Source organism: Sphingopyxis sp., assembly GCF_050916055.1.
In the GTDB taxonomy this organism is placed as follows: Bacteria; Pseudomonadota; Alphaproteobacteria; order Sphingomonadales; family Sphingomonadaceae; genus Sphingopyxis.
The window spans coordinates 1420015-1442704 of sequence record NZ_CP051527.1 but is presented as its reverse complement, the minus strand read 5'-3'; the positions used below and the strand labels follow the sequence as shown (position 1 = coordinate 1442704).

The window sequence follows — 22690 nt, the reverse complement described above, 5'->3', positions numbered from 1 at the left end:
CAATGGGTTACGATCTGTATATTCATCGGCGAGCAAATTGGTGGGACAAGGGTGACGATATCGAACAGTCAGCGTGGGAATCGCTCTGCGCCGATGATCTTTCGCTCGAACTTACCGGCGTTGCTATCGGCAGAAATCCGGCAACCGACGAGGTGATCGAGATCAAACAGGACGGCTTGGCCCAGTGGTCGGGCGATCAGCAGACTTGGTTCAATCTCCACAAGGGCCACATCATCGTTTCCGGATCGGAAGAAGCCATAATCGCCAAAGCTTGCCAGATCGCAACTTCCTTATCGGCACGCGTGCAGGGAGATGAAGGCGAATTTTATCGTGAGGACGGATCGCACTATAATGATTAACTCCCTCCTCATCGCCAATCGCGGCGAGATCGCCTGCCGTATCATCCGCACCGCGCGTGAGATGGGCATTCGGACCGTTGCGGTCTATTCGGACGCCGACGCGCACGCGCTGCATGTGCGGCAGGCCGACGAGGCCGTCCACATCGGGCCGTCGCCGGCGCGCGAATCCTATCTGGTGGGTGAGAAGATCATTGCCGCAGTGAAAGCAACCGGGGCCGAGGCGATTCATCCGGGTTATGGCTTTCTTTCGGAAAATGCCGAGTTCGCGCAGGCGGTGATCGATGCCGGGCTGGTGTGGGTCGGGCCGAAGCCAGCGTCGATCACCGCGATGGGGCTGAAAGATGCCGCCAAGAAGCTGATGGCCGAAGCTGGGGTGGCCGTCACCCCCGGTTATATGGGCGAGAATCAAGACCCCGCCTTCCTCGCCGAACAGGCCGCGCAGATCGGCTATCCGGTGTTGATCAAGGCGGTCGCGGGCGGCGGCGGCAAGGGGATGCGCAAGGTCGATAGCCCGGCGGACTTCGCCGACATGCTCGCCAGTTGCCAGCGCGAGGCGGCGGCATCGTTCGGCAACGCGCATGTGCTGATCGAAAAATATATCCTGACCCCGCGCCATATCGAGGTGCAGATATTCGGCGACACGCACGGCAACGTCGTCCACCTGTTCGAGCGCGACTGCTCGCTGCAGCGGCGCCACCAGAAGGTGATCGAGGAGGCCCCTGCCCCCGGCATGGACGACGCGACACGCGAACAGCTGTGCGCCGCAGCGGTGCGCGCGGCAAAGGCGGTCGATTATGTCGGCGCCGGGACGATCGAGTTCATCGCCGACTCCAGCGAGGGCCTGCGCGCCGACCGCATCTGGTTCATGGAAATGAACACGCGGCTGCAGGTCGAGCATCCGGTGACCGAAGAGATCACCGGGGTCGATCTGGTCGAATGGCAACTACGGGTGGCCAGCGGCGAGGCATTGCCGCTGCGCCAGGAGGAGTTGTCGATCAACGGTTGGGCGATGGAAGCGCGGCTTTATGCCGAAGACCCAGCGAAGGGCTTTCTGCCCTCGATCGGGACGCTCGAGCTGTTCCAGCTTCCCGACCATATCGGCCGCGTCGACACCGGCGTTTTTGAGGGCGCCGAAGTTTCGCCCTTCTACGATCCGATGATCGCCAAGGTAATCGCATGGGGTGAGGAGCGCGAAGACGCGCGAGAATTGCTGTCGGAGATGCTGCAGGACAGCGCGATCTGGCCGGTGAAGACCAACTCGGCATTCCTGATCAATGCGCTCGACCACCCGGACTTCGCCGCAGGCACGGTCGATACCGGCCTGATCGGACGTGACGGCGACGCGATGACCGCCGAACCCGAACCGTCGGTGCAAGCGCTGACCAACGCCGCGATGGCGATGACGCCCCGCACGTTGCAGGCCGGGTTCCGCCTCAACGCGCCCGACGTGCACAGCGCGCCGTTCCTGCTCGACGGCAAGCGCGTCGAGGTCGAACTGCACGGCCCCGGCGCGGAGGAGCCCGCCCCCGCGATGCTTGTCGCGGAAGGCGGATCGGTGTGGCAGCTCACCCCGTGGCGCGTCGCGGGCGCCGCCGGTGGCGCGGCGGGCGACGGCGCCATCCTCTCCCCCATGCCCGGCAAGGTCATCGCCGTCGAGGTAGCGGCGGGCGATACGGTAACCAAGGGGCAGAAACTGCTCACGCTCGAGGCGATGAAGATGGAGCATAGCCTGACCGCGCCGTTCGATGGCGTGGTGGCCGAACTCAACGCGGCGCCGGGCGCGCAGGTGCAGGTCGAGGCGCTGCTGGTGCGGATCGAGGCGGCGGAGTGACCCCCCACCTCCGTTCGTGCTGAGCTTGTCGAAGCACCGTCCTTTCTTCTAACGTCGCAAGACAAGAGCGGCCCTTCGACAAGCTCAGGGCGAACGGAGTTTATTATGGCAGGGCGTTACTTCGACGAGTGGTCCATCGGCGATACGCTGAGCCACGACATCCGCCGCACGGTGACCGAGACCGACAATCTGCTGTTCACGGTGATGACGCACAATCCGCAGCCTTTGCACCTCGATGTCGAGGCGGCGAAGGCGTCGGAATTCGGGCAGATTCTGGTCAACGGCACCTTCACCTTCAGCCTGATGGTCGGGCTGTCGGTCGGCGACACGACGCTGGGGACGCTGGTGGCGAACCTCGGTTATGACAAGCTGATCATGCCCAAGCCGGTGTTCATCGGCGACACGCTGCGCGCGGAGAGTGAGGTCGTGGGCCTTAAGGAGAGCAAGTCGCGGCCTAATGCGGGGATCGTGACCTTCCTCCACCGCTGCCTCAACCAGCGCGATGAACTTGTCTGCCAGTGCGAGCGGTCGGCCCTTGTCCAACGGAAACCATAGATTCCCGTTCGGTTCGAGCGACGTCGAGAACCCTTTGCCCCGCACGTGTCTCGACTTCGCTCGACTCGAACGGCATAGGTAAGCGCATGCGATTACGTTCCCTCCTCTTCGTCCCCGGCGACCGGCCCGAACGCTTTGCCAAGGCGGCCGCGTCGGGTGCCGATGCCATCATCCTCGACCTTGAGGATTCGGTGTCGCTCGCCAACAAGGCGGCGGCGCGCCACGCCATCGCCGACTATCTGGCGGGGACGCGCGAGGTTGTGACATTGGTGCGCGTCAACCCGCTCGACGGCCATCTGACCGCGGCCGACATCGCGGCGGTGATCGGCGCCCGCCCCGACGCGATCATGCTGCCCAAGGCCGAAGGGGCGCCGAGCATCCACCAGCTCGACACCATCCTGCGCAGCGAATCGCCCGCCGACGCCTCGCTCCCCGCGATCCTGCCGATCGCCACCGAAACGGCGGCGGCGATCTTCACCCTCGGCAGCTATCGCGACGTCAAAGACCGGCTGCTCGGGCTGACGTGGGGCGCCGAAGACCTGCCCGCCGCGATCGGTGCGACGACGAGCCGCCACGACGACGGCAGCTATACCCCGCCGTACGAGGTCGCGCGCGCGCTGACCCTGTTCGCGGCGCATGGCGCGGCGACCGCGGTGATCGACACGGTGTTCCCGGCGATCAAGGACGAAAGCGGGCTCGCTGCTTACGCCGGGCGCGCGCGGCGCGACGGCTTTACGGGCATGATGGCGATCCACCCGGCGCAGGTCGCCGCAATTAACGCCGCCTTCACCCCCGCCGCCACGGAGGTGGCCAAGGCGCAGGCGATCGTCGACGCCTTCGCGGCCAATCCGGGGGCCGGGGTGTTGCAGGTCGATGGCAAGATGGTCGATGCGCCGCACCTGAAACAGGCGCGGCATATCCTGTCGCTGGCGGACTGACGCGAAAGTCCTACTGTCCGTTTGTGTCGAGCGAAGTCGAGACACGTGAAGGCAGGCGCGAACTCAGCGTGTCTCGACTTCGCTCGACACGAACGGTGATTCAGGCCGACTTCCGCCGGAACGGGCGGTGTCGCTTCATCCAGCTGCGCCCGCGATGCCAGCTCTTCTTGAGCCCGCGTTCGGCAAAGCCTTCGAACATCGCGTCGGGACGGGTCGGGTCGAGCACCTCATTGTCGGCGATGAATTCGTCGAGCGGCCCGGGCGCGATCAGGTCTAGCAGTTCGAGCGACCGCCCGTCGCGGCGCAGCGCCTCGATCGTTTCGATCAGCGAGCCGGTGCGCTCGAACGTCGCCGCCACTTCGGCGTCGGTTGCCCCCAGATGTTCGGCGATCAGCGAGGTGCGCAGGCGCGCGATGACGGGTTCGACCCCGGCATTGGCCGCCAGCGCCGCGTCGATCGTCACGTCGCATTCGCTGTCGAGCCCCATCGACCGGTTGTTGAGGTTCGACGATCCGATCCGCAGCAAACGGTCGTCGACCACCGCCGTCTTGGCGTGGACATAGATCGGTTCGCCATTTTTGGTGTGCGGCACATAGACTTTCAGCCGGTCGCCGTGGCGCGACTTGGCGATCGAGCGTACGAGCTGGACGCGCGCCGCATCCATCGCCATCTGTTCGAGCCAGCCGTCGGCCGTCTTGGGCATCACCATGACAAATTCGGGCGGATCGTCTTCGTCCAGTCGCGCCGCGATCGCCGCGGCGATGGCGCCGCTGGTGAAATATTGATTCTCGAAATAGATGAAGCGCTCGGCGGCAGCGATCATGTCGAGATACAGCTGCTCATTCTCGCGCACTTCGGTGCGGCCGTCATATTCGGCGCTGGTGCGCGAGATTGCGACGTCGACATGCTCGAAATCATGGTCGAGATCGTCGGGCCAGTTTTCGCCCGTGCCGCTGAGGTCGCGCAGCGGCTTGCTCGTCGCGCGCTGCCAGCGTTCGTTGCCGAGATCGGCAAGCGCGGTGCCGACCGGACCCGACAGGATCATCGTCGAATCGTGCCACGGCATATAGCGTTTGCCGCCGGGATTGGTGCGGCGCGGATCGTCGTCGACATGGTCGCGCGTATCCCAGCGAGCGGTGCTGACGTCGATGCCGCCGCACACCGCCAGATGATCGTCGAACACCGCGACCTTCTGATGGTGGCTGCACCCGACGGGGTGTGCGCTGTCGAGCCGGAAGCTGATCGATTTGGTCATCTTCCAGCGCAGGATCATCGTGACGATCGACGGCACGAAGAAATGTTTCAGCCCGCCGAAGTTCCAGCGCAGGATGTCGATGTCGCGCTTCGGCTTGTCCTTGGCGAGGCGGAGCAGGTAATGGCCGAGCGATTCGCCCTTGCCATGCTCGTCGGGGCGGAGCGGTATGCGCGGGTCGAAGTCCCAGCCAATCAGCAGGACGCGCTCTTTCGCGCCCTCCATCAGCTTTTCGAGCAGCGCATAATAATCGGCGGCATCGACGATCATCCGTGCCTTGTTGGCATGCTCGATGCGCCAGCAATTGCGCCCCTCGACGACGATCGGGGTCAGCGGTTCGGGACGATCGCGGTCGCTCATCGCCGACGCCACGCGCGGCGGCGGCGATGGTTCCATCGGACAGGATCAGGCGGCGACGAACTGCTCCGGCGTCAGCGCCATCATCGTGTCGCTGCCCGCCTCGATCTTGCGGCGCAGCGCGCCGGCGTCGGGCAGGAAGCGTTCGCCGAAGTGGCGCGCGGTGACCAGCTTGGCCTCCAGAAACGCCTGGTTGCCGCGGCCTTCGTCGAGCGCCTTCTGCGCCGCCTCGGCCATCCTCAGCCACATCGACCCCAGCGCCACGATCCCCATCATGTGCATATAATGGTGCGCGCCGGCGCCGATATTGTTCGGGTTCGCCATGCCGTTGGCCATGAACCACATCGTCGCGGCCTTGAGCTCGCCATTCGCCTTTTCGAGGCGGCCGGCGAAATCGGCGAACGCCGGCTTGTCCTTCGCCGCGGCGCATTCGCCATCGACGACCGCGAAAAAGGCCTGGATCGCGCGGCCGCCGTTCTGCGCCAGCTTGCGCCCGACCAGGTCCATCGCCTGAACGCCGTTGGCGCCTTCGTAAATCATCGTGATGCGGGCATCGCGCACATATTGGCTCATCCCCCATTCCTCAATGTAGCCATGGCCGCCGAACACCTGCTGCGCGTTGGTCGCGACGTCATAGCCCTTGTCGGTGCCATAGCCCTTGATCACCGGGGTGAGCAGGCTGACGAGGTCGTCAGCCTGCTGGCGCTCTTCCTCGGTTTCGGCAGCGTGCGCGAGGTCGACCTGCAGCGCGCCCCAGATGCACAGCGCGCGCAGCCCCTCGACCGTCGCCTTGGCGTCCATCAGCATCCGCCGCACGTCGGGGTGGACGAACAGCGGGTCGGCCTTTTCCTGCGGATCCTGCGGCCCGGTGAGCGCGCGGCCCTGCCGCCGGTCCTGCGCATATTGCACCGCATTCTGGAACGCGACATCGGCCTGGCCCAGCCCCTGGATGCCGACGCCGAGACGCGCCGCGTTCATCATCACGAACATCGCGGCGAGGCCCTTATTCTCCTCGCCGACCATCCAGCCCTTGGCGCCGTCGTAATTCATCACGCAAGTGGAATTGGCGTGGATGCCCATCTTGTGCTCGATCGAACCGCATTGCAGCGTGTTGCGCGCGCCGAGCGAGCCGTCGTCGTTCACGAGGAATTTGGGGACGATGAACAGCGAGATGCCCTTGACGCTGTCGGGCGCGTCGGGGGTCTTGGCGAGGACGAGGTGGACGATATTCTCGGTCAGGTCGTGCTCGCCCGACGAGATGAAGATCTTGGTGCCGGTGACGTCATAGCTGCCATCGCCGTTCGGCACCGCGCGGGTGCGGATGAGGCCGAGGTCGGTGCCGCAATGCGGTTCGGTCAGGTTCATCGTCCCGCCCCACGCGCCCGAAATCAGCTTGGGCGCATAGAGGGCCTTCTGTTCGTCCGACCCCTTGACGAGGATCGCCGCGACCGCCGCCTGCGTCAGCCCCGGGTACATGGCGAACGCCTGGTTCGCCGCCATGCGATATTCCTCGACCGGAAAACCGACGACATGCGGCAGCCCCTGCCCGCCGAACTCCTCGGGCTGGGTCAGCAGCGTCCAGCCGGCGTCGCAATAGGCCTTATACGCGTCCTTGAACCCCGTCGGGGTCGTCACCGACCCGTCGTCGTGGCGCGTGCAACCCTCCAGGTCCCCCGACCGGTTGATCGGGAACAGCACCTCTTCGCAGAATTTGCCGGCTTCTGTCAGCACCGCCTCGACCATGTCGGGCGAGGCGTTGGCGAATCCGGGCAGGTTCGCGTAGCGCTCGATGCCGAGCACGTCGTTGAGGAGGAACAGCGTGTCCTGCACGGGAGCGCGATAGACGGGCATGGGGTATCCTTTTGCGAATCGGGTATCAGCAGTCGATCTTTGCCTGGGGAGAAGCTCAACCGGCCTTTTCGGCAGCGTCGACCTTTTTCACCATATCGATGAAACGTGACAGCTCATCTACAGCGCTGTCAATATCGTCGCGCTGGCGGCGCAGCAAGGCAATGCGTTGCTGGCATTTTTCGATCGTCACCTGGCGTTGCAGCCGGCGGCCGTCGCCGACGTCGTACAGGTCGATCATCTCGCGGATGTCGGCGAGGCTGAAGCCGGTGCGCTTGGCGCGCAGGATCCAGGCGAGCCGGGCGCGGTCACGCTTCGAATAGATGCGCGACAAACCCTTGCGCGACGGGCTGATCAGCCCTTCGTCCTCGTAAAAGCGGAGCGCACGGGCGGTAACGCCGAATTCGGACGACAGGTCGGTAATGCTGAACTGTTCGCGCCCCAGATGATCGGGCGTATCGATATGGGCGTGGCCGTATTCGTCCGTCATGCCGTAGAGGATTAGTTTCCGTTGACGTGAACGTCAAGGCCGCTGGCGGTTCGGGCGTTCGCGGGCGGTCAGGCCCCGCAAGGCCGGATGATATTGCCGTCGCGGCCGCGCATTTGCAAGCGTTTCGCATCGGCTTCGGACCAGCTCGCGCGCGGCAGCCGCAAGCCGGCGAGCGACGCCCGTCCGGGACAGACGCTGTCGCACTGATCGGGCAGGATTCCGGGCAGGCGCAGCTCGTCTTCCTCCTCATGGACCACCGCCTCGCATCCTTCTGCTACCCCAAAGCGCATTCGCCAGCCCCCACCGTCGCGGGTGATCTGGCCGTTCGCGGTGCACGACAGACCGGGGCCGAAGGCGGCGGTCAAAACGAAACGCCACTGGCCCGCACCGTCGGGGACGACGCACATCGCGTCGCGGCCGAGATCGTGCGCGCGCTCGAACACCCCGGTCGGCACGACCGCCTCGGGCCGGACGATCCCGCGCTCGCGCGCCGCGACCTCGAGCGGATTGCCGGCATCGATGCTCGTGTCCGCATCGCCGGGCGCGGGACGGTCGCACCCTACCAGCAGCAACGCGGCGACGAGGATCGCCGCGCTAGCCCTGCGCATCGTCGCCAAGGAAGGTCAGGCGGCCGTCGGCCTCGACGCGGCGATAAAAGCACGAGCGGCGCCCGGTGTGGCACGCCGGACCCGCGGGGGTCACGCGCAGCAGCAGCGCGTCCTGGTCGCAATCGACGCGCATCTCGACCAGCGTCAGCCCGTTGCCCGACGTTTCGCCCTTGCGCCACAGCGCGCCGCGCGAGCGCGACCAGAAATGCGCCTGCCCCGTCTCCTGCGTCAGGCGGATCGCCGCATCGTTCATATGCGCGACCATCAGCAGCGCGCCGCTGCCGGCGTCGACGACGATGGCGGTCACGAGCCCGGCGGCGTCGAAACGCGGCAGAAAGCGGTCGGCGGTGTCGCGCGGCTGGTCCATGCCCGGCGCTTTAGAGCAGTTGGCCGGGCGCTGTCACCCCCGGCGCCGGCCCGGATATGACAGAAGCGTGAAGTTGGGGGGCGACAATCGCGATCGCCGCCCCTATATGCGCGGCAGCCCCTGCCCCCAAAGCTGGACCCAGATGCTCACCACACATCCATTCGACGACGACAAGCTCCGCGAGGAGTGCGGCGTCTTTGGCATTTACGGCGCCGAAAGTGCCGCCGCGGTTGTCGCGCTGGGGCTCCATGCGCTCCAGCATCGCGGCCAGGAAGCCGCGGGGATCACCGGGTTCGACGGCCGGGAGTTCCACACCCACCGCGCAATGGGTCATGTCGCGGGCAATTTCGACCGCGACGACATCATGCGCCAGCTCGCCGGCAGCTCGTCGATCGGCCATGTCCGCTATTCGACGACCGGCGAAACCGCGCTGCGTAACGTCCAGCCGCTTTATGCCGACCTGTCGACCGGCGGCTTCGCCGTCGCGCACAACGGCAATATTTCTAACGCGACGGCGCTCAAGAAAATCCTCGTCCGCCGCGGTTCGATCTTCCAGTCGACCAGCGACACCGAAGTGATCATCCACCTCGTCGCGACGTCGAATTATCGCACTCTGCTCGACCGGTTCATCGACGCGCTGAAGCAGGTCGAGGGCGCCTATTCGCTGATCTGCCTGACCGCGGAGGGCATGATCGGCTGCCGCGATCCGCTCGGCATCCGCCCGCTGGTCATCGGCAAGCTTGGCGATGCCTATATTCTCGCGTCCGAAACCGTCGCGCTCGACGTCGTTGGCGCCGATTTCCTGCGTTCGGTCGAGCCCGGCGAACTCGTCATCATCCGCGACGGCGAACTGACCTCGCACCGCCCGTTCGCCGAACGGCCGGCGCGGCCGTGCATTTTCGAATATGTCTATTTCTCGCGCCCCGATTCGATCGTCGACGGCACCAGCGTCTATTCGGTGCGCAAGGCGATCGGCGCCGAACTCGCACGCGAAAACCCGGTCGATGCCGACCTGATCATCCCGGTCCCCGATTCGGGCACCCCGGCGGCGATCGGCTATGCGCAGGAATCGGGCATTCCGTTCGAACTCGGGATCATCCGGTCGCACTATGTCGGGCGCACCTTCATCCAGCCCGGCGACAAGGTCCGCCATCTCGGCGTCAAGCTGAAGCACAATGCCAACCGCGCGCTGATCGCGGGCAAGCGGATCGTGCTGATCGACGATTCGATCGTTCGCGGCACGACCAGCCTGAAGATAGTCCAGATGATGCGTGACGCCGGCGCGGCCGAGGTCCACATGCGGATCGCCAGCCCGCCGACCCAGCATAGCTGCTTTTACGGTGTCGACACGCCCGAGCGCGCCAAATTGCTCGCGGCGCAGATGACGGTCGGCCAGATGGCGAACTTCATCAACGCCGACAGCCTGTCGTTCATCTCGATCGACGGCCTGTATCGCGCGCTCGGCGAAGCCCGGCGTACCGACGATTGCCCGCAATATTGCGACGCATGCTTCACCGGCGATTATCCGACCACGCTGACCGATTTCGATGAGCATGGATTGGAAGACCAATTTTCACTGCTTGCCGAACGGGTTGTCTGACACAATGATCACCAGGTCTGAAGAACTGGCGGGGCAGGTTGCGCTCGTCACCGGGGCGAGCCGCGGCATCGGCGAGGCGATCGCCGAATCGCTTGCCGCACGCGGCGCGCATGTCGTGATCACCGCGCGCACCGCGGGCGGGCTCGAAGAGCTCGAGGATCGCGTCCACGCCGCCGGCGGCAGCGCGACGATCGCGCCGCTCGACCTCGCCGACGGCGACAGCATCGCCCGGCTGGCGAGTGCGATGGCGGAACGTTGGCAAAAGATCGACATGCTCGTCCTCAACGCCGCGATGCTCGGCACGCTGACGCCCGTCGCGGCGATCGACGGCAAGGAATTCAACAAGCTGCTGACGCTCAACCTGATCGCGCAGCAGGCGCTGATCGCCAATTTCGACCCGCTGCTCCGCCGCGCCGACAGCGGCCGCCTGCTCGCGCTGTCGAGCGGCGTCGCGCGCGAGCCGCGTGCCTATTGGGGCGCCTACGCCGCATCGAAGGCGGCGCTCGAGGCGCTGGTGACGAGCTATGGCGCCGAGATGCGCAACATCTCGACCGTGCGCACCGCGATCCTCGACCCCGGCGGCACCCGCACCGCGATGCGCGCCCGCGCCTACCCCGGCGAGGATCCGCAAAGCATCAAGGATCCCGACGCCGTCGGCGAATTCGTCGCCAAGCTGATGATCGAAGGCTTCGACAGCACCGCGTTCCATGCGCTGCCCAAGGTGATGGCGGACGCTTAACGCGATATTTGCTTTCCTGCGGCACAAGTCGCGTTTGAAACGGGTTTGCGCAAGGGCATCGAATGAATAGCACCATCCTGCGGTCGGCGATCGCCGCCATCATCGGCATCGCCGTGGCGTTCGCCCTGATCTGGCTCGCGCAATATGCCGGCAGCGAATTCTCGCCTGACATGTACGACCCCGATAGCGGCGAAGTGCTGATCCCGATCGGATCGACGGTCGCGCTGCTAATCGGCTGGTTCGTCGGCACCTTTGCTGGCGGCTGGCTTGCGATGCGGATTTCGGCCGGTACCGGCGCGGGCTGGATCGTCGCCGGCGCGGTGATCGGCGCGGGGCTCTATCGCGCCGTCACCCTCGCCGACGCCTGGTGGATCATGGCACTCGGCATCGCGATTCCGCTCGTCGCGGTCTGGCTGGCGCAGCGCGCGACGAGCATCGTCGCCGACGCCTAACCCGTCGCCCCCGCGAAGGCGGGCCGTTATGGGCCGTGTCGGGCTCGGCTGAGCAAACCGCCAGCGGCCCCCGCCTTCGCGGGGGCGACGGCTTCTACTCCCCCGCCTCCCGGTCCACCGACGCCTGCACCGCCTTGTAGAACGCCTCGCGCGCCGCCCCGACGCCTTCGGGATCGGTCGCGGTCGGCCAGTTGCCGTTCGACGCGATCACCAACTTGCGCTTCGGGTCGATGAAAATGCCCTGCCCGAAAATGCCTTGCGCGGCGAAGCTGCCGTCGTCGTTGGTCCACCATTGATAGCCATAGCCGCGGCCGGGAATGCCGATGTCGGCCTGTTTGGTGGTGGCGGCGGCGAACCAGTCGTCGGGGACGACCTGGACGCCGTTCGCGACCCCGCCGTTCAGGACGAATTGGCCGAGCCGCGCATAATCCCGCAGGCTGGCCGAAATGCAGCAGCCGCTGATCTCATGCCCCGTCGCGCCGAGCATCCAGAACGCGTCCTGTTCCATGCCAAACGGTTTCCACAGCTTTTCGGATAGGTAGGCCGACAGCGTCTTGCCCGTCGCGCTGGACACCAGCACCCCGATCAGGTTGGTTTCGCCGGTGCTGTACAGCCATTTCGACCCCGCCGGCACGTCGCGCGGCAGCGTTTTCATATAGCTGACGGTGATATCCTCGCCCGCCACCGGCTGCTGGAGCCCGAACTGCGCGACGTCGGACTTGGGATCGGTATAATCCTCGTTCCACTTGACCCCCGACGTCATCGTCAGCAACTGGCGCACGCTGACGTCGTCATAGGCCGACCCGCGCAGCCCGGGGATATAGACGGTGACCTTGTCGTCGAGGCTCTCGATATAGCCGTCCTTCACCGCCGCGCCGACGAGCGTCGAGGTGAAGCTTTTCGCCACCGAAAAGCTCGTCCAGCGGCCCGCCGCGCCATAGCCGAGGGCGTATTTCTCGAGCCGGACCTTGCCATCGTGGACGATCACGAGCCCGGCGTTGCGCTGCTTCGCCATATGGGCGTCGATGTCGAGACCGAGGTCGAGCGGCTCACCCGCGGGCAAGGGATAGACGTCGTCGCCCGCCTCGATCGGGTTGAAGACGACGTTGGGGACGGTCTCCAGCGTGCGAAAGGCGGCGTCGCGTTGATCCTGGCTCCAGAACAGCACATTCAGATCCTTTGGCAGAGTGTCGGTGGTTTGGGTCGAGGCGGGCGCGCTCCACGCCGCCGCCGCGGTGCAGAACAGCACCGCCGCCAATATTCGTCTCATTGCTTCCCCTCCGCTGTTGTTCAGATCGTCTTTTCCAGCGTGACCTGCGCGACGTCGATACCGCCGCCGCGAAAGCCGCCCTCGCAATATTGCAGATAATAGCGCCAGAGCCGCACGAACCGGTCGTCGAACCCGGGCGGCAGGTCGCCGCGCTGGGCGGCAGCGTCGAAGCGCTCGCGCCACTGGCGCAGCGTTTCGGCATAGTCGCGGCCGAACCGCCGCACATCGCTCCAAGCCAGCCCGCGCGCCTTGGCCAGCGCGCGAAAGCGGCTTTCCGAGATCAGGCAGCCGCCGGGGAAGATATAGGCCTGGATGAAGTCGCTGCTCGCCGCGTAACGTTCGAACAGCGCGTCGTTGATCGCGATATACTGGATCGCCGCCTTGCCACCGGGGCGGAGCAGCCGCGCGATGGTGTCGAGATAGGCGGGCCAATATTGCTGGCCCACCGCCTCGACCATCTCGACACTGGCGATCGCGTCATAGGGTCCGACGGTGTCGCGATAGTCGCAAATCTCGACCCGCGACCGCCCCGACAGATCGACCGCCGCGAGCCGCGCCGCGGCAACCTCTGCCTGCGACGGCGACAGGGTGATACCGGTGTAGAGCACGTCGTGGCGTTCGACCGCCCGTTCGGCGAGTGCACCCCAGCCGCAGCCGATTTCGAGCAGCCGGCTGCCCGAACGCAGATCGAGGCGGTCGAGGATCGCATCGACCTTGGCGGTTTGCGCCTCGGCGAGCGTCTGGCCGGGATCGGTGAACAGCGCGCTCGAATAATTCATCGTCGGGTCGAGCCACAAGCCGTAGAAATCGTTGCCGAGATCGTAATGGGCGTGGACGTTGCGCCGCGCCCCGCGGCGGTCGTTGCGATTGAGCGCATGGACGGCGCGGTTGAGCCAGCGTGCCGGGCCGTGGGCGCGCGCCGCATTGCCCAGCGCTTCGCCGTTGCGCATGAAAAGGTCGAACAATGGCACCGGATCGGGCGAGCTCCATTCGCCCTTGTCCCACGCGCGGTACCAGCCGACCGAGCCCGACAGCGCGAGCCGTGCCAGCGCCGCCCAGTTCGCCAGGTGCACCACCGCGACCGGCCCCGCCCCGCGTCCGCCGAGCAGACGGACGCTGCCGTCGGGCAGATGCCCCTCGATCGTCCCTTCCGCCAGCCCCGCATCGATCCGGTCGAGCAGGCGGTGAAAGAGGCTCGCCGGCGCCAGCGCGAGCAGCCGCGCGACCAGTCCGCCCGAGCGATACGCCCGGTCGGCGCGCAACAGGGATTTGCCACGGCGGGGGCGGACGTGCGTGTTCATTCGCCCTTCCTGCCGCAAACGCCGCTGGCTGACAATCAGTTGTCGTGTGCTTTCATGGCGTCATAGGCCGCCAGCGCCCGCGCCCGCGCCTCGCGGTGGCCGATGATCTTGGCGGGATAGGCGGCGGGGCGGCAATGATGCTCGTCGGGGTCGTGGATCGCATGGTCGTCCAGCGCGGCGAGTTCGGGCACCCAAGTGCGGACGTAGGCGGCGGCGTCGAACTTTTCCGACTGGGTCAGCGGCGCCATGATCCGCGGGAACATGTTGCTGTCGACCCCGGTCCCGGCGGTCCACTGCCAGTTCACCGCGTTCGATCCATAGTCGGCGTCGACCAGCGTGTCCCAGAACCATTGCTCGCCGACCCGCCAGTCGATCAGCAGATGCTTGATCAGGAAGCTCGCGGCGATCATCCGCACCCGGTTGTGCATCCAGCCGGTCGCCCACAGCTGGCGCATCCCGGCATCGACGATCGGGTAACCGGTGCGCCCCTGCTGCCACGCCTTCAGGTCGGCATCGGCCGCCTTGCCATCGCGCCAGGGGAAGGCATCGAAGGCTTCGCGGGCGTTGCGGGCGCCATAGTCGGGGAATTGCAGGATGACGTTCTGCGCATAATCGCGCCACCCTATCTCGCCGAGAAATATATCGACCGATCCCCCCGCGTCGGCGTTGCGGTGCCAGACATAGGCGGGCGACACCTCGCCGAAATGCAGGTGCGGCGACAGGCGCGAGCTGCCGTCCTCTGATGGCAGGTTGCGGCGCTCGCCATAGTCGCGGGCGTGATCGACAAAGTCGGCGACGTTAGCGCGGGCGCCCGCCTCGCCCGGCTGCCACGCCGCGGCGAACCCGGTCGCCCAATCGGGCTGCGCCGGCAGCAGGTCCCAGTCCGCCAGCGCGTCCGACGCCGGCCATTTTTCCGGCGCGGCGATCTCGCGCGGACGGTTGGCGGGCGGCGGCGGCGGCATCTGCTCCTTCAGCGCGCGCCAGAACGGGGTGTAGATTTTGTACAGACCACCCGTGCCCGTCGTCACCGATCCCGGCGGCAGCAGGTAATTGCCGTCGTGGCAGACGAGGTCGAGCCGCTTCGCCACCGCGCGCTCGGCGTTGCGCCACCAAGGTTCGTAGTGGCGCAGGCAATGCACCTGTGCAGCGCCACATTCCTCTGCGATTTGCGCCAGTTGCTCGTCGCACTTGCCGCGCCGCAGGATCAGCCGCGAGCCTTTTTCGCGCAGGCTGGCGTCGAGGCTGGCGAGGCTGTGATGGAGCCACCAGCGCGACGCGCCGCCCATTGCGCGGTGCTTCGGCGTCTCGTCGTCGAGGATATACACCGCGATCACCGGCCCCGCCGCAGCGGCCGCAGCAAGCGCCGCCTGATCCGACAGGCGCAGGTCGCGGCGAAACCAGACGATCGTCGGCGCGGTCATTCGGCGCCGCTGGCCGGTCCCGGCGCGGTCAGGCGCACCGCGAACCGGTCGCCGATGCGCGGGTCCATGAACCGCTGATCGCGCAGCACGATGCCGTCGCCATCGGCCTGCACCACCGGCATCCGCGCCCAGAACAGCAAGGCGCGAGCATCGGGGTTGTTACTCACCCAGGCCGCCAGCCGCGGGTCGTCCATCCCCCTCGGGGCGCCGCCGATGTCGAGCGTGCCGCCGACGCCGGGCGTAAAGCTGCCGCTGCCGTAACGGTCGGCGGTGCGCCAGAAAATGTCGCGCTGCCAGAACGCCAGCGGCGGCGGGCTGGCGACCACCAGCGCATCGCGCTGCCCGCCCGCGTCCAAAGCGGCGGCAGTGGTCCGTTCGGCGGCACCGGTGATCAGGCCGTTGGCGAAGATATAGGCGCACACCGCGGTGAACCCGATCCACGCCGGGCGCTGCCAGTTCGCCACCCCGCCGCGCTCGCGGCGCAGCGACAGCCACAGCGACACGCCGAGCGCGATCCAGATCCACAGATCGATGATGAAGATCGTATCACCGTAAAACCAGCGCGACGAAAAGGGCTCGAGCAGGCGGATGCCGTAATTGTTCAGCCAGTCGAGCGCGGGATGGCTGAAACAGCCGATGTAAGCGAGCGCCAGCAGCCAACCCTTATCGATCGGTAGCCGCCCGGCCGGCCGCTTGCCGCGGCGCGTCTGCCAGCGATCGAACGCCAGCATCGCCGCCCACAGCAGCACGGGCAGCACCAGCATCGCAATCGGCCCATGCGTGATCCCGCGCCGAAACCCCAGATGCTCCTCCCCCGTCAGCCACAACAGGCATGCAGCGTCGATATCGGGTAGGTTCGCCGCAATGATCAGCGTCGGCATCGCGAGCCCGGTCTTCGTCTTGAGCCCCATCTGGCCGAGCACGGCGCCAACGAGGCTGTGGGTCAAATTGTCCATAGTAAAATGATCTCACACAAAGGCACAAAGGCACGAAGCGGTTTCAACGAGAGCGGGCATAATAATCGTTGGCGACGCGCTTGACGACATCGCGAAAGGTTTCCTGTCCGAAATTGATGAGCAAGCCCAAGGGCAGTTTCATGAGGCGCAAATAGGTCAAAACCTGTTTGCCGTGGACAGGAGCCATCCGCTCGACCGATTTGAGTTCGATGACCAACCGGTCTTCCACGAGCAAATCGATGCGAAATGCGTTATCGATTGCTACGCCCTTATATTCGATGGGCACAGCAATCTGCCTCGCGACATGCAATCCAACGTCGCGCAACGCCTCTGCCATCAGTATCTCGTAGACGCCCTCCAGCAGTCCCGGTCCAAGATCTTTATGCAAATGGAACCCGCAATCGATGGCAGTGCGCGCAACGATCTCGATATCCATTGCCAAATTCTTGGTGCCTTTGTGCCTTTGTGTGAGCTAAATCTTCAAAGTTCCGGACCGCCCTCGGTAACCGTCCAGGTCTGACCCTTCTTCAAGAGGCTCTGCAGATCGGCGGTCTTGCCTTCTGCGGCGGCTTTGTTCTGGCGCCAGACGTCGGCTTCGAAGGTCGGGCGCGGGTCGTCGTAGAGGACGCCGAGCGCCATCGGGAATTCGCCGAACGGCATTTCGACCAGCATATGCGCGACGCTGCGGTTGGCGACGTCGTGGACGATGACGCCCGCCGACTGCCAGTCGCCATCGACGACATCGACGACCTTCAGGTGCAGCGCCTCGGCGTCGAGCGCGATGCCCTTCAGGCCCTTGGCAAACACCATCGGTTCGCCATTTTCGAGCCACAGCTGGCGATCCTCGGCCCCCTTTGGCGCCGCGAACTCCTCGAACACGTCCTTGTTATAGACGATACAGTTCTGGAAAATCTCGATAAACGCTGCGCCCTTGTGCGCGTGGGCGGCCTTCAGCACCTCGGGCAGCTTTTTCGACACGTCGAACCCGCGCGCGACGAAGCGCGATCCTGCGCCAAGCGCAAAGGCGGCGGGCTGCGCCGGGCGGTCGACTGAGCCATAGGGTGTCGACGGGCTGGTCGTACCGACCCGGCTGGTGGGCGAGTATTGCCCCTTTGTAAGACCATAGATCTCGTTGTTGAACAGCATGATCTGGCAATCGAGGTTGCGGCGGATCAGGTGCATCGTGTGGTTGCCGCCAATCGACAGCCCGTCGCCGTCGCCGGTGACGATCCACACGTCGAGGTCCGGGTTGGCGAGCTTCAGCCCCGTCGCGAACGCCGGCGCGCGGCCGTGGATCGTGTGGAAGCCATAGGTTTCCATATAATAGGGAAAGCGCGACGAGCAGCCGATGCCGCTGATAAACACGGTGTTTTCGGGCGTCGTGCCGATTTCGGGCATGGTGCGCTGCACCGCCTTCAAAATCGCATAGTCGCCGCAGCCGGGGCACCAGCGGACTTCCTGATCGGTTTCCCAATCCTTCAGCGTGGTAGTGCGCGCGATGGTCGTCATCTCATTCATGCGAGCGCTCCTTCGATAGCGGCTTCAATCTCGGCAATCGTGAAGGGCTGGCCCGACACCTTGTTCACCGGCTTGGCGTCGATCAGATACTGATCGCGGAGCACCGTCTTTAATTGCCCGGTGTTCATTTCGGGCACGATCACCTTGTCATAGCTTTTGAGCAGTTCGCCCAGATTGGCGGGCAGCGGCCAGATGTGGCGGATGTGGATGTGGCTGACGTCGGCGCCCTCGGCGCGCTTGCGGCGCACCGCCTGGTGGATCGGGCCGAAGGTCGAGCCCCAGCCGACGACCGCGAGTTTGCCGCCCTCGGCGCCGAGTTCGACGACCTGGTCGGGGACCGTGATGCCGTCGATCTTGTCCTTGCGGATGTCGGTCATCGCCTGATGGTTCGACGCCTCGTAATTGATGTGGCCGGTGTCGAGCTCCTTTTCGATCCCGCCGATGCGGTGGAGCAGGCCGGGGGTGCCGGGCTTGACCCACGGCCGCTTCAGCTTTTCGTCGCGGCCATAGGGTTTGAACCCGCCCTCGGGCACTTCGGTCAGGAATTCGACCGGGAAGGCTTCATAGGCGGTCAGGTCGGGCACCGCCCACGGCTCGGCGGCGTTGGCGATATAGCCGTCGGTCAGCAGCATCACCGGGGTCATGTACTGCACCGCGATCCGCACCGCCTCGATCGCGCAGTCGAACGCATCGCCCGGCGAACGCGCCGCGATCACCGGCAATGGCGCATCGCCGTTGCGGCCGTACACCGCCTGATACAGATCCGACTGCTCGGTCTTGGTCGGCAGGCCGGTTGACGGGCCGCCGCGCTGCGAATTGACGATGACGAGCGGCAGCTCGGTCATGATCGCGAGGCCCATCGCCTCGCCCTTCAGCGCAATGCCCGGTCCCGACGAGCTGGTGACGCCCAGCGAGCCGGCATAGCTCGCGCCAATCGCCGAGCAGATCGCGGCGATTTCGTCCTCGGCCTGGAAGGTCGTGACGTCATATTCCTTCAGCCGCGACAGGTGATGCAGGATCGCCGACGCCGGGGTGATCGGGTAGCCGCCGAAGAACATCGGCAGCTTGGCGAGCTGCGCGCCGGCCACCAGACCGAGCGCAATGCCCTCGGCTCCGGTCAGCGTCCGGTACAAGCCCGGCGCGACCGGCGCCGGATCGACATGATGCTGCTTAAGCGGCCCGGCCAGTTCGGCGGTCTCGCCATAAGCATGGCCGGCGTTCAGCGCCGCGATATTGGCGGCGGCGAGATCGGGCGCCTTGGCGAACTTGGCGTTGAGCCAGTCGACCAGCGGCTGGCGGTCGCGGTCGAACATCCACAGCGCCAGCCCCAGCGTCCACATATTCTTGCAGCGCAGCGCCTCTTTGTTGCCAAGGCCAAAGGGCTTTACCGCATCCATCGTCAGCTGGCTGATGTTAAGCTTGAGCAGCTGCCATTTCGCGAGGCTGCCGTCGTCGAGCGGGTTGGCGGCATATTTCGCCTTGGCCAGATTGCGCTCGTTGAACTCACCCTCGTCGGCGATGATCAGCCCGCCGGCTTTCAGCGACGGGACATTGGTCTTGAGCGCCGCGGGGTTCATCGCGACGAGCACGTCGGGCGCGTCGCCCGCGGTTTCGATCGCCGACGATCCGAAATTGATCTGGAACGCCGACACCCCGAACAGCGTGCCTTGCGGCGCGCGAATTTCGGCGGGAAAATCGGGGAAGGTCGCAAAGTCGTTGCCCGCCAGCGCCGACGAGAGGGTGAACTGACCGCCGGTCAGCTGCATCCCGTCGCCGCTATCGCCGGCAAATCGAACCACCACTGCATCGGAAAGGGGGGACTGCCGCTGTTCGGCCCGGTCCTCTACCGCACTCGCCATTTTTTATCTCTGCCTTTGAATCTTGCGAACCTGTGACATCGGCCTAGGCCTGTCGCGAACAAGCCGCAATTCAGAAAAAATTGTGCACTGCAAAGGACAAGCGCGCCGTCGCGGGACAGATGGGTTGCCAATTGCCATTGAATTATCGGCGGCAATGCCGAATAGCGGGGCAAACGACAAAGAACGAGGGGACCCACAGGATGACCGACGGCACCAACCATTTTACGCGCCCCGATGTGGCGGGCTTCCTGGCTTTCCTGAATGCGCAGGAAGGCCCGAAGATGGAGGAACTGCCGCCCGCAGCGGCGCGCGAGATGTTCCGCGCGATGGCGCAGATGGCCGACAGCCCGCGCGGCGAGCTCGCGCAGATCGAGGATCGCACGATCCCCGGTCCGGCAGGCGACATCACGATCCGTCTTTATGACAATCGCCCCGACCGCGCAGCCGGGCCGGTGCTGGTCTTTTATCATGGCGGCGGCTGGGTGATCGGCGACCTCGACACCCACGACGGCTGGTGCGCCGAGGCGGCGCGCCAGCTCGACATGCCGGTGGTGGCGGTCGACTATCGCCTCGCCCCCGAACACCCCTTCCCCGCCGCGCCCAAGGATTGCGAGGCGGCGACGCGCTGGGTCGCCGACAATATTCCGTGCACGGGGCTGGTACTCGCGGGCGAGAGCGCGGGCGGCAACCTGACCATCGCGACTGCGCTGACGCTGCGCGACCGGCCGGCGTCGAAGCCGGTGATCGCGATCCACCCCATCTATCCCGCGGTGACGACGCACAACGACTGGCAAAGCTATCGCGATTTCGGTGAAGGCCATCTGCTGACCGAAGGCAGCATGACCTGGTTCGGCAATCATTACGCCGCCGACCCGGCCGACTATCGCGCCGCGCCGCTCGACTTCCCCGCCGAGGGCCTACCGCCGACGGTGCTGGTCACCGCCGGGCTCGACCCGCTGCGCGACCAGGGCCGCGCCTATGCGGCGAAGCTGGTCGCCGCCGGCGTGACCACCGTGTATCGCGAGGGTGCGGGGACGATCCACGGCTATATCAACCTGTCGCAGGCGATCCCGAGCGCGAAGGAGGACATCCGCGGCGCGCTGACGATCCTGAAAGCGCTCGTCGCCGAAGCGACGCCGGCGGCATGACCGACCACAGCGCCCTGCCCTATCGCCCCTGTGCCGGGGTAATGCTGGCGAACCGCGACGGGCGCGTCTTCGTCGGCCAGCGGCTCGATACGACCAGCGAGGCGTGGCAGATGCCGCAGGGCGGGATCGACGACGGCGAAGACGCAGAAGAGGCGGCGATCCGCGAGCTGGGCGAAGAAACCGGCGTCCACGGCGGACTGGTCGAAATCATCGCGCGCAGCCGCGAGGAATATTTCTACGACCTGCCCGACCATCTGATCGGCAAGATGTGGGGCGGCAAATATCGCGGCCAGCGCCAGCACTGGTTCCTGATGCGTTTCATGGGCACCGACGAAGACGTCGACATCCACACCGATCATCAGGAATTTCGCGCCTGGAAATGGGCCGAACTCGGCGAGATCGAAAAGCTGATCGTGCCGTTCAAGCGCACCCTCTATCGCGGGCTGGTCGAGGAATTCGGGCCGCTGGTCTGATCCGTGAGCACCAGCGCGGTGCGAAAGACGTCGGCGAACATCGCCGGGGTCAACCGCCCGGTGTTGGTGTTGTAACGCGAGCAATGATAGCTGTCGACGAGGTGCCGCCCATCGGGCAGCGCGTGGACCGCGCCATGCGCGAAGCGATAATCGGCGAGCCGCCCGCCGAAGCTGCGCACCGCGGCGTCGTGCGCAATGCGGCCGAGCGCGATCATCACCCGGACCTCGGAAAGCGCGGCCAGTTGGCGTTCGAGGAACGGCCGGCACGCCGCAATTTCGGCCGGGATCGGCTTGTTCTGCGGCGGCAGGCATTTGACGCTGTTGCAGATGATCGCGCCGTCGAGCGTCAGCCCGTCGTCGATCCGGCTGTCGTACCGCCCCTGGCTTAGCCCGAATGCGGCGAGGGTGGCGAACAGCAGGTCGCCGGCATAGTCGCCGGTGAACGGCCGTCCGGTGCGGTTCGCGCCCTGCTTGCCGGGCGCGAGGCCGACGATGGCGAGCCACGCCGCGGGGTCGCCGAACGCCGGCACCGGGGCATTCCACCACCCCGGATGTTCGGCGCGGCACGCGGCGCGCAGCGCGACGAGCCGCGGGCAGCGCGGGCAGTCGTGCGGCGGCTCGGTGCCGGGCAACGGGCTTACAATCTCCACCTTTCTGCGATAGGCGCGGGGGCATGGGCAATGCAACGCCGCTTCCCCTCTATGCGATCGGGCTCGGCTCGAACCGCCGCCACGCACGCTTCGGCGACCCGCGCGCGATATTGCTCGCGGCGCTCGCAGCACTGGAAAGCGACGATATCGAACCCGTCGATGCCAGCCCGATCATCGCCAGCGATCCGATCGGCCCGTCGCGGCGCCGCTACGCCAACGCCGTCGCGCTGGTCGCTTCGCCGCTCAGCCCGCCCGCCATGCTCGCGCGGCTGCACGCGATCGAGGCCGCCTTCGGCCGCCGCACCGGTCAACGGTGGAGTACACGGACCCTGGATCTAGACATCCTCCTCTGGTCGGAAGGGGCATGGGCGGACGCGGCGCTGACCGTGCCGCATCCGGCGATGACCGAACGCGCCTTCGTCCTTGGCCCGCTCCGCGCGATCGCGCCCGAATGGCGCCACCCGACGCTGGGGCGCAGCATCCGTCAGCTTGCGGCGCGGCTGGTGCGGGCAAAGCCGGTTGACCGCCGCGCCCACCCGCTCTAGGGCGACCACGCATCGCGATCGGCACCGACGCCGCGATGGGCCCTTAGCTCAGTCGGTAGAGCAACTGACTTTTAATCAGTAGGTCGCTGGTTCGAACCCAGCAGGGCTCACCACCTTCATTTTGATATCAGCCGACCGGATGGACGGCGCCCG

General features: G+C 66.0%; 23 protein-coding genes and 1 tRNA gene. 11 read left to right on the top strand and 13 right to left on the bottom strand.

Features of this window, described 5'->3' with window-relative positions; translation table 11 throughout:
* Positions 1-2: 2 nt before the first annotated feature.
* The 4 genes from HEQ22_RS07015 (at position 3) to HEQ22_RS07000 (ending at position 3683) form a co-directional block, all read left to right on the top strand.
* The gene (locus HEQ22_RS07015; protein ID WP_432770474.1) at positions 3-359 is read left to right on the top strand and encodes a hypothetical protein; all 357 of its coding nucleotides are present in this window, start codon (positions 3-5) and stop codon (positions 357-359) included.
* Positions 352-2190, top strand: a complete 1839-nt coding sequence (locus HEQ22_RS07010; RefSeq protein ID WP_432770473.1) for an acetyl/propionyl/methylcrotonyl-CoA carboxylase subunit alpha — start codon at positions 352-354, stop codon at positions 2188-2190. The genes HEQ22_RS07015 and HEQ22_RS07010 overlap by 8 nt, the downstream gene beginning before the upstream one ends.
* 105 nt (positions 2191-2295) lie before the next feature.
* Complete coding sequence (locus HEQ22_RS07005) at positions 2296-2745, top strand: MaoC family dehydratase (protein WP_432770472.1); 450 nt, start codon at positions 2296-2298, stop codon at positions 2743-2745.
* An 86-nt stretch (positions 2746-2831) separates the two neighbouring features.
* A complete protein-coding gene (locus HEQ22_RS07000) occupies positions 2832-3683 on the top strand; it encodes an HpcH/HpaI aldolase/citrate lyase family protein (RefSeq protein WP_432770471.1) in 852 nt (283 codons plus the stop codon).
* A 100-nt stretch (positions 3684-3783) separates the two neighbouring features.
* Here HEQ22_RS07000 and HEQ22_RS06995 read toward each other — a convergent pair whose 3' ends face one another.
* From HEQ22_RS06995 to hisI, 5 genes are all read right to left on the bottom strand, one after another.
* Positions 3784-5295 (bottom strand): phospholipase D-like domain-containing protein, encoded by a 1512-nt coding sequence (locus HEQ22_RS06995; protein WP_432770470.1) that lies wholly within the window; start codon positions 5293-5295, stop codon positions 3784-3786.
* A gap of 45 nt (positions 5296-5340) precedes the next feature.
* Positions 5341-7143 (bottom strand): acyl-CoA dehydrogenase C-terminal domain-containing protein, encoded by a 1803-nt coding sequence (locus HEQ22_RS06990; RefSeq protein ID WP_432770469.1) that lies wholly within the window; start codon positions 7141-7143, stop codon positions 5341-5343.
* Positions 7144-7198: 55 nt separating this feature from the next.
* Positions 7199-7630 (bottom strand): MerR family transcriptional regulator, encoded by a 432-nt coding sequence (locus HEQ22_RS06985; protein WP_432770468.1) that lies wholly within the window; start codon positions 7628-7630, stop codon positions 7199-7201.
* Positions 7631-7698: 68 nt separating this feature from the next.
* Positions 7699-8238, bottom strand: a complete 540-nt coding sequence (locus tag HEQ22_RS06980; protein WP_432770467.1) for a hypothetical protein — start codon at positions 8236-8238, stop codon at positions 7699-7701.
* Entirely contained in the window at positions 8225-8605 is a 381-nt protein-coding gene (hisI, locus tag HEQ22_RS06975; protein ID WP_432770466.1) for a phosphoribosyl-AMP cyclohydrolase, read from the bottom strand. Before hisI ends, HEQ22_RS06980 begins: the two co-directional genes overlap by 14 nt.
* Before the next feature lie 142 nt (positions 8606-8747).
* Between hisI and purF the strand changes: the two genes are divergently transcribed.
* The 3 genes from purF (at position 8748) to HEQ22_RS06960 (ending at position 11396) form a co-directional block, all read left to right on the top strand.
* A complete protein-coding gene (gene purF / locus HEQ22_RS06970; protein ID WP_432770830.1) occupies positions 8748-10205 on the top strand; it encodes an amidophosphoribosyltransferase in 1458 nt (485 codons plus the stop codon).
* Positions 10206-10209: 4 nt separating this feature from the next.
* Positions 10210-10944, top strand: a complete 735-nt coding sequence (locus HEQ22_RS06965; protein WP_432770465.1) for an SDR family NAD(P)-dependent oxidoreductase — start codon at positions 10210-10212, stop codon at positions 10942-10944.
* Positions 10945-11006: 62 nt separating this feature from the next.
* The gene (locus tag HEQ22_RS06960) at positions 11007-11396 is read left to right on the top strand and encodes a hypothetical protein (RefSeq protein ID WP_432770464.1); all 390 of its coding nucleotides are present in this window, start codon (positions 11007-11009) and stop codon (positions 11394-11396) included.
* Between the two features lie 94 nt (positions 11397-11490).
* Here HEQ22_RS06960 and HEQ22_RS06955 read toward each other — a convergent pair whose 3' ends face one another.
* Genes HEQ22_RS06955 through HEQ22_RS06925 form a run of 7 tightly spaced genes read right to left on the bottom strand, consistent with a single transcriptional unit; the run spans position 11491 to position 19721 of the window.
* A complete protein-coding gene (locus HEQ22_RS06955) occupies positions 11491-12666 on the bottom strand; it encodes a serine hydrolase domain-containing protein (RefSeq protein WP_432770463.1) in 1176 nt (391 codons plus the stop codon).
* Positions 12667-12686: 20 nt separating this feature from the next.
* Positions 12687-13967 (bottom strand): class I SAM-dependent methyltransferase, encoded by a 1281-nt coding sequence (locus HEQ22_RS06950; RefSeq protein WP_432770462.1) that lies wholly within the window; start codon positions 13965-13967, stop codon positions 12687-12689.
* A gap of 35 nt (positions 13968-14002) precedes the next feature.
* Positions 14003-15388: a cryptochrome/photolyase family protein gene (locus tag HEQ22_RS06945; RefSeq protein ID WP_432770461.1), complete on the bottom strand. Its 1386-nt coding sequence runs from the start codon at positions 15386-15388 to the stop codon at positions 14003-14005.
* Entirely contained in the window at positions 15385-16344 is a 960-nt protein-coding gene (locus HEQ22_RS06940; protein ID WP_432770460.1) for a metal-dependent hydrolase, read from the bottom strand. Before HEQ22_RS06940 ends, HEQ22_RS06945 begins: the two co-directional genes overlap by 4 nt.
* A 43-nt stretch (positions 16345-16387) precedes the next feature.
* Positions 16388-16780, bottom strand: coding sequence for a GxxExxY protein (locus tag HEQ22_RS06935; RefSeq protein WP_432770459.1), 393 nt, complete (start codon positions 16778-16780; stop codon positions 16388-16390).
* 44 nt (positions 16781-16824) lie between these two features.
* Complete coding sequence (locus HEQ22_RS06930; protein ID WP_432770458.1) at positions 16825-17862, bottom strand: 2-oxoacid:ferredoxin oxidoreductase subunit beta; 1038 nt, start codon at positions 17860-17862, stop codon at positions 16825-16827.
* Positions 17859-19721, bottom strand: a complete 1863-nt coding sequence (locus HEQ22_RS06925) for a 2-oxoacid:acceptor oxidoreductase subunit alpha (protein WP_432770457.1) — start codon at positions 19719-19721, stop codon at positions 17859-17861. The genes HEQ22_RS06930 and HEQ22_RS06925 overlap by 4 nt, the downstream gene beginning before the upstream one ends.
* Before the next feature lie 200 nt (positions 19722-19921).
* Between HEQ22_RS06925 and HEQ22_RS06920 the strand changes: the two genes are divergently transcribed.
* Both HEQ22_RS06920 and HEQ22_RS06915 read left to right on the top strand, forming a co-directional pair.
* Positions 19922-20869: an alpha/beta hydrolase gene (locus HEQ22_RS06920; protein ID WP_432770456.1), complete on the top strand. Its 948-nt coding sequence runs from the start codon at positions 19922-19924 to the stop codon at positions 20867-20869.
* Positions 20866-21342: an RNA pyrophosphohydrolase gene (locus tag HEQ22_RS06915; protein WP_432770455.1), complete on the top strand. Its 477-nt coding sequence runs from the start codon at positions 20866-20868 to the stop codon at positions 21340-21342. The genes HEQ22_RS06920 and HEQ22_RS06915 overlap by 4 nt, the downstream gene beginning before the upstream one ends.
* On the opposite strand, the gene HEQ22_RS06910 is transcribed toward HEQ22_RS06915, so the two are convergent.
* The gene (locus tag HEQ22_RS06910; protein ID WP_432770454.1) at positions 21303-21992 is read right to left on the bottom strand and encodes a uracil-DNA glycosylase; all 690 of its coding nucleotides are present in this window, start codon (positions 21990-21992) and stop codon (positions 21303-21305) included. The two genes, HEQ22_RS06915 and HEQ22_RS06910, sit on opposite strands and share 40 nt — an antisense overlap.
* A 23-nt stretch (positions 21993-22015) precedes the next feature.
* Between HEQ22_RS06910 and folK the strand changes: the two genes are divergently transcribed.
* Both folK and HEQ22_RS06900 read left to right on the top strand, forming a co-directional pair.
* Positions 22016-22537, top strand: a complete 522-nt coding sequence (folK, locus tag HEQ22_RS06905; protein ID WP_432770453.1) for a 2-amino-4-hydroxy-6-hydroxymethyldihydropteridine diphosphokinase — start codon at positions 22016-22018, stop codon at positions 22535-22537.
* Between the two features lie 37 nt (positions 22538-22574).
* Positions 22575-22650 (top strand) — tRNA-Lys (locus HEQ22_RS06900).
* Positions 22651-22690: the final 40 nt, after the last annotated feature.

What these genes read in the sequence shown, in the direction of transcription:
- folK (WP_432770453.1), top strand. Translation starts at nt 22,016, where the DNA reads ATGGGCAATGCAACGCCGCTTCCCCTCTATGCGATCGGGCTCGGCTCG.
- purF (WP_432770830.1), top strand. Translation starts at nt 8,748, where the DNA reads ATGCTCACCACACATCCATTCGACGACGACAAGCTCCGCGAGGAGTGC.
- HEQ22_RS07000 (WP_432770471.1), top strand. Translation starts at nt 2,832, where the DNA reads ATGCGATTACGTTCCCTCCTCTTCGTCCCCGGCGACCGGCCCGAACGC.
- HEQ22_RS06940 (WP_432770460.1), bottom strand. Translation starts at nt 16,344, where the DNA reads ATGGACAATTTGACCCACAGCCTCGTTGGCGCCGTGCTCGGCCAGATG.
- HEQ22_RS06955 (WP_432770463.1), bottom strand. Translation starts at nt 12,666, where the DNA reads ATGAGACGAATATTGGCGGCGGTGCTGTTCTGCACCGCGGCGGCGGCG.
- HEQ22_RS06935 (WP_432770459.1), bottom strand. Translation starts at nt 16,780, where the DNA reads ATGGATATCGAGATCGTTGCGCGCACTGCCATCGATTGCGGGTTCCAT.
- HEQ22_RS06930 (WP_432770458.1), bottom strand. Translation starts at nt 17,862, where the DNA reads ATGAATGAGATGACGACCATCGCGCGCACTACCACGCTGAAGGATTGG.
- HEQ22_RS07010 (WP_432770473.1), top strand. Translation starts at nt 352, where the DNA reads ATGATTAACTCCCTCCTCATCGCCAATCGCGGCGAGATCGCCTGCCGT.
- HEQ22_RS06990 (WP_432770469.1), bottom strand. Translation starts at nt 7,143, where the DNA reads ATGCCCGTCTATCGCGCTCCCGTGCAGGACACGCTGTTCCTCCTCAAC.
- HEQ22_RS07015 (WP_432770474.1), top strand. Translation starts at nt 3, where the DNA reads ATGGGTTACGATCTGTATATTCATCGGCGAGCAAATTGGTGGGACAAG.
- HEQ22_RS06925 (WP_432770457.1), bottom strand. Translation starts at nt 19,721, where the DNA reads ATGGCGAGTGCGGTAGAGGACCGGGCCGAACAGCGGCAGTCCCCCCTT.
- HEQ22_RS06995 (WP_432770470.1), bottom strand. Translation starts at nt 5,295, where the DNA reads ATGAGCGACCGCGATCGTCCCGAACCGCTGACCCCGATCGTCGTCGAG.
- HEQ22_RS06965 (WP_432770465.1), top strand. Translation starts at nt 10,210, where the DNA reads ATGATCACCAGGTCTGAAGAACTGGCGGGGCAGGTTGCGCTCGTCACC.
- HEQ22_RS06960 (WP_432770464.1), top strand. Translation starts at nt 11,007, where the DNA reads ATGAATAGCACCATCCTGCGGTCGGCGATCGCCGCCATCATCGGCATC.
- HEQ22_RS06945 (WP_432770461.1), bottom strand. Translation starts at nt 15,388, where the DNA reads ATGACCGCGCCGACGATCGTCTGGTTTCGCCGCGACCTGCGCCTGTCG.
- HEQ22_RS06950 (WP_432770462.1), bottom strand. Translation starts at nt 13,967, where the DNA reads ATGAACACGCACGTCCGCCCCCGCCGTGGCAAATCCCTGTTGCGCGCC.
- HEQ22_RS06915 (WP_432770455.1), top strand. Translation starts at nt 20,866, where the DNA reads ATGACCGACCACAGCGCCCTGCCCTATCGCCCCTGTGCCGGGGTAATG.
- HEQ22_RS06980 (WP_432770467.1), bottom strand. Translation starts at nt 8,238, where the DNA reads ATGCGCAGGGCTAGCGCGGCGATCCTCGTCGCCGCGTTGCTGCTGGTA.
- hisI (WP_432770466.1), bottom strand. Translation starts at nt 8,605, where the DNA reads ATGGACCAGCCGCGCGACACCGCCGACCGCTTTCTGCCGCGTTTCGAC.
- HEQ22_RS06985 (WP_432770468.1), bottom strand. Translation starts at nt 7,630, where the DNA reads ATGACGGACGAATACGGCCACGCCCATATCGATACGCCCGATCATCTG.
- HEQ22_RS06920 (WP_432770456.1), top strand. Translation starts at nt 19,922, where the DNA reads ATGACCGACGGCACCAACCATTTTACGCGCCCCGATGTGGCGGGCTTC.
- HEQ22_RS07005 (WP_432770472.1), top strand. Translation starts at nt 2,296, where the DNA reads ATGGCAGGGCGTTACTTCGACGAGTGGTCCATCGGCGATACGCTGAGC.